The sequence below is a fragment of the Actinomadura sp. NPDC048032 genome, assembly GCF_040653175.1.
GTDB lineage: Bacteria > Actinomycetota > Actinomycetes > Streptosporangiales > Streptosporangiaceae > Spirillospora > Spirillospora verrucosospora.
Genome location: NZ_JBEZJP010000558.1, coordinates 1 through 4340 on the forward strand (window position 1 = coordinate 1; position 4340 = coordinate 4340).

Annotated in this window: 4 protein-coding genes; 2 read left to right on the top strand and 2 right to left on the bottom strand. The window is 75.0% G+C overall.

The genetic code is table 11. The features are described from left to right. Window positions 1–467: ATP-binding protein (locus AB0C69_RS38800; RefSeq protein ID WP_360361062.1), on the bottom strand; the 467-nt coding region annotated here is incomplete at its 3' end. Window positions 468–647: 180 nt separating this feature from the next. Here AB0C69_RS38800 and AB0C69_RS38805 point away from each other — a divergent pair. Continuing rightward, the gene (locus tag AB0C69_RS38805) at window positions 648–2042 is read left to right on the top strand and encodes a HAMP domain-containing sensor histidine kinase (RefSeq protein ID WP_360361065.1); all 1395 of its coding nucleotides are present in this window, start codon (window positions 648–650) and stop codon (window positions 2040–2042) included. Here the strand turns inward: AB0C69_RS38805 and AB0C69_RS38810 are convergent. After that, window positions 2017–2889 carry an NAD(P)-binding domain-containing protein gene (locus tag AB0C69_RS38810; RefSeq protein WP_360361068.1) on the bottom strand — a complete coding sequence of 291 codons (873 nt, stop codon included), beginning with the start codon at window positions 2887–2889 and terminating at the stop codon, window positions 2017–2019. The two genes, AB0C69_RS38805 and AB0C69_RS38810, sit on opposite strands and share 26 nt — an antisense overlap. Window positions 2890–2980: 91 nt before the next feature. Here AB0C69_RS38810 and AB0C69_RS38815 point away from each other — a divergent pair. Continuing rightward, window positions 2981–4340: BTAD domain-containing putative transcriptional regulator (locus tag AB0C69_RS38815; protein ID WP_360361071.1), on the top strand; the 1360-nt coding region annotated here is incomplete at its 3' end.

Genomic DNA, 4340 nt, shown 5'->3' on the forward strand with positions numbered 1-4340 from the left:
TGGGCAGACTGGCTGTTAATGCTCGGCCTGGCGGGCAGGGCCTCCCCGGCCGGGAACTCCGCCCACACCACCGTCCGGACGCCGTCCGCGCGGAATCCCCACCGCGACGCGAGCGCCTCGACGATCCGCATCCCGCGTCCCGACTCGGCGCCCTCCCCCGCCTGCTCGTCGCCAGCGTCCCCGCCTTTCACACGGGGGCGCCCGCCGGCCGCGCCCTCGTCGGCGACCTCAAGCCTGTAAGCGCCGTCCCCGGCCAGGACGGCGACCATCACCAGCCCGCCCTCCAGCCCGGACGCCGTGTGCGCGATCGCGTTCGCGACCGTCTCGCTCACCACCAGCACCATGTCGTCCAGGGCGGGATGACCGGCCGCCGCGTTCCGGACGAAGTCCCGCGCGCACCCGACCGACCGCCGCACGCCCGGCAACGTGATCTCGCCGATCACCACACGGTCCCGCGTCCCGACCACAGCACCGCCTCCCCGTCCCGGCCGCCCTCACGTCCGGAAGGCTGCCCGTCACCCTCGAAGTACGGATCGCGGCCCTTGTCCTGTTCACGGCGCCTCTACCGGTGCCGCACGCGGTGCGAGCATCTCACGTCGCGTCACTTAGAGTGACGGTGTGGACGGTTCCGGGAATCCACTGTGACGATGGGGAAGCGGCGTCAAGCCCGCCTCTGGGGCACGCCGCTGCTCTTCTCGGTGCGGGGACGCGCGACCCTCATCACCGTCGCGGTGTCCGCGCTGATCCTGGTGCTGGCGCTGGTCCTGATGCTGCTGCTGGCGCGGGACTGGGCGGAGAACAGGGTCGGCCGCCAGACGGAGCGGACCGCCGAACGGATCGCGTTCGACCTCTCCAGGGGACGGAACCCCGGCGTCATCGACGTCCGCCCGAACGAGGCGCAGTTGGTGCAGGTGGTCACCCCGCGGGGAAGGGTCGTGGCCGCCAGCGACGCGATCCGCGGACGTCCCGCGCTCGCGACCGCCGACCTGGCGAGGGGCGAACTGCTGATCGACCAGCGGGTCTGCCCCCGTTTCCCCAGGGGGTGCGTGTGGGCGTTCGGCCTCCGCATCCGCACGTCCCCGTGGGGCCCGGACGTCATGGTCATCGCCGCGGCGCCGCTGCCCGGCCTGCTGAACGTGTGGCTGCTGCCCGTCGCCCTCTTCGGCCTGCTGGTCGCCCTGCTCAGCCTGATCGCGTGGTGGACGTGGCACACGATCGGGCAGGCGTTCGTCCCGGTCGACATCATCCGCTCCGAGATGGCCGACCTGGACGCGCGGGGCCTGGACCACCGGGTGCCCGTCCCGCGGGCCGCCGGGGGGATCCAGAGCCTCGCCGAGACGGTCAACGCCACCCTGGACCGGCTGGAGGAGGCGGTGAACCGGGAGCGCCGCTTCGTCTCCGACGCCTCCCACGACCTGCGCAACCCGATCGCGGGCCTCCAGACGCGGCTGGAGGTCGCCCTCGGCGAGCCGGACGACGCCGACTGGAAGCCGGCGGTCCGCGCCGCGCTCCGCGACACGCGGCGCCTGAACGACATCGTCGCCGACCTCCTGGAGCTGTCCCGGCTCGACGCCCGCACCCCGAAGCCCGTGGAGCCGGTCGACCTCGCCGGCCTCGTCCGCCGGGAGGTCGGCCTGCGGGCCGGCGACGTGCCGATCAGGACGCGGCTGGAGCCCGGCGTGGTCGTGCGCGCCAACCCGGTGCGGCTGAGCCGGGTGCTCGGCAACCTGCTGGGCAACGCCGAGCGGCACGCCGAGTCGCGCATCGAGGTGACCGTGGCGCGCGAGGGCGGCGACGCGGTCGTGGAGGTCCTCGACGACGGCTCCGGGATTCCCGAGGAGGCCCGCGAACGCGTCTTCGAGCGTTTCGCCCGCCTCAGCGAGTCGCGCGCCCGGGACCCCCAGGGCACCGGTCTCGGGCTGCCCATCGCCCGCGAGATCGCCGAGATCTACGGCGGTTCCCTGCGCATCGCCGACTCCCGCAGGGGCGCCCGGTTCGTCCTGCGCCTCCCGCTGGTCACGGGCGGCGAACCGCCTCGATGACGCTGGACAGCCCGTCCTCGCCGTGACCGGCGTCGACGGCACGCCAGAACAGGTTCCGCAGGGCGGTCGGGCCCGCGACGTCGATCCCGGCTTCGCGGGCGGCCTCCACGACGTGGTCGGCGCCGACGGCCTGCATCCGCAGGGTGTTGTCCTCGCCCGGGTAGACGCCGGCCTCGATCTCTCCCGTGACGTGCTTCACGAAGCCCATCGGCCCGTCGCCGGCCAGGTCGAGCAGCAAGGACGTGGCGAACGGGCGGAACTCCCGGGCGGAGGCTCCCGCGGAGCCCAGCAAGGCCACGGCGTGCATGTAGGCGGTCAGGGTGGACCAGAAGAGGTAGAGCTGCGACTGGTAGTAGAGCATCGACAAGCCCGGGTCCTCACCGACGAAGGTGACGTCCCCCAGCTCGCCCAGGGCCTCGCGGTGGCGGTCCAGTACCTGCTCCGGACCGCTGTAGAAGACGTACGCCCCCGGCTGGCCGATCCCTGGCGGAGGCACCATGATGCCGCCGGTGACCAGGACGCCGCCCCGCTCGGACGCCCATTCGCTCGCACGGCGCAGTTCGCCGGGGCTGCCGGAGCTGAGGTTGACGATGACGCGTCCCTGAAGGTCCGCGCCGTCGAGCGAGTCGTACATCGCCTTGTAGTCGGTCTGGCTCACGACGACCAGCTCGGCGTCCGCGAGGGCGTCGGCGGCGGTGGGGGCGAGGGTCGCGCCGTCCTTCACCAAAGGGGCCGCCTTGGACGCCGTCCGGTTCCAGACCGTGGTCGGGCGGCCCTTCGCAAGGAACGTCTTGGCCATCGTCGCGCCCATGGGTCCGAGACCGATGACGGTCACTGGAGACTTCACGTGTCCTCCTGGGTGTGTGTTTCCTCCACCCTCGCCTTGGGCGCTACGGACGTGCTGCGGGTCTGTCCGTAGCGGCGACTACCCTGACGTCGTGCGTTTCGGGGTGCTGGGGCCGCTCGCGGTGTGGACGGACGGCGGGGCGCCCGTGCGCGTGCCCGAGGCGAAGGTCCGGACGCTGCTCGCCGTCCTGCTCACCCGGCCCGGAGAGCCCGTGTCCGTCGACCGGCTGATCGACGCGCTGTGGGGCGACCGGCCGCCCCGCAACCCGCTCGGAACGCTCCAGGCCCGGGTCTCGCAGCTCCGGAAGGCGCTGGAGGTGGGCGAGCCGGGCGGCCGGAGCCTCGTCGCCGCCCGCCCGCCCGGTTACGCGCTCGACGCCGCCCCGGAGGCGGTCGACGCCGCGCGGTTCGCGGCGGCGCTCGGCCGCGAGGCCGCCGACCCCCTCGCCCGCAGGCGGCTGCTCGGCGACGCGCTCGCGCTGTGGCGGGGCCCCGCCTTCGCCGACTTCGCCGACGCCGAGTTCGCCCGCGCCGCGATCATCGAGCTGGAGGAGGGGCGGCTCGTCGCGCTGGAGCGGCACGCGCGCGCCCGGCTGGACCTCGGCGAGCACGCGGCGGTGGCGGCCGAGCTGGCCGCGCCGGCGGCCCGCCATCCGCTCCGCGAGCCGCTCCACGCCCTCCACCTGCGCGCCCTCCACCTGGCCGGCCGGCAGGACGAGGCGTTCGCGGGCTACCACGCGCTGCGTAAGCGGCTCGCCGAGGAGCTCGGCGCCGACCCGGGCCCCGAGCTCGCGGAGCTCCACCGGTCGATGCTCGCGGAGGGCCCCGCCCCGCCGCCGCGGGCGGCTCCCCGGCTGCCCGCCGCGCTCGACGAGCTGATCGGCCGCGAGGACGCGGTCGAGCGGGGCCGGGCCCTGCTGGCCGGGCACCGGCTGGTGACGCTCACCGGGCCGGGCGGCGTCGGCAAGACCCGGCTGGCCGTGGAGATCGCCTCCCGGTCGATCGCCGACCACCCCGACGGGGTGTGGATGGTCGAGCTGACCGGGCCCGACGACGTGGCCGGGCAGGTCGCCCGCACGCTGGGGCTGCGCGAGGAGTCCGGCGGGGCCCCGCTCGCGGAGGCGCTGCGGGGGCGGCGGGCGCTGCTCGTCCTCGACAACTGCGAGCACGTGCTCGAACCCGTCGCCGAGCTGGCCGGGCGGCTGCTCGCCGACGCGCCGGGGCTGCGCGTCCTCGCGACGTCGCGGGAGCCCCTGGGGATCGCCGGTGAACGGCTGGAGGCCGTCCCGCCGCTCGACCTGCCCGGTCACGAGACCGCGCCGGACGCGCTGCGGGAGTCGAGCGCGGTCCGGCTGTTCGTCGCGCGGGCCGCCGCGGCCTCCCCCGGCTTCGCGCTCGACGACGGGACGGCACCGTGGGTCGCGGCGATCTGCCGGCGCCTGGACGGGGTGC

What these genes read in the sequence shown, in the direction of transcription:
- AB0C69_RS38805 (WP_360361065.1), top strand. Translation starts at nt 648, where the DNA reads ATGGGGAAGCGGCGTCAAGCCCGCCTCTGGGGCACGCCGCTGCTCTTC.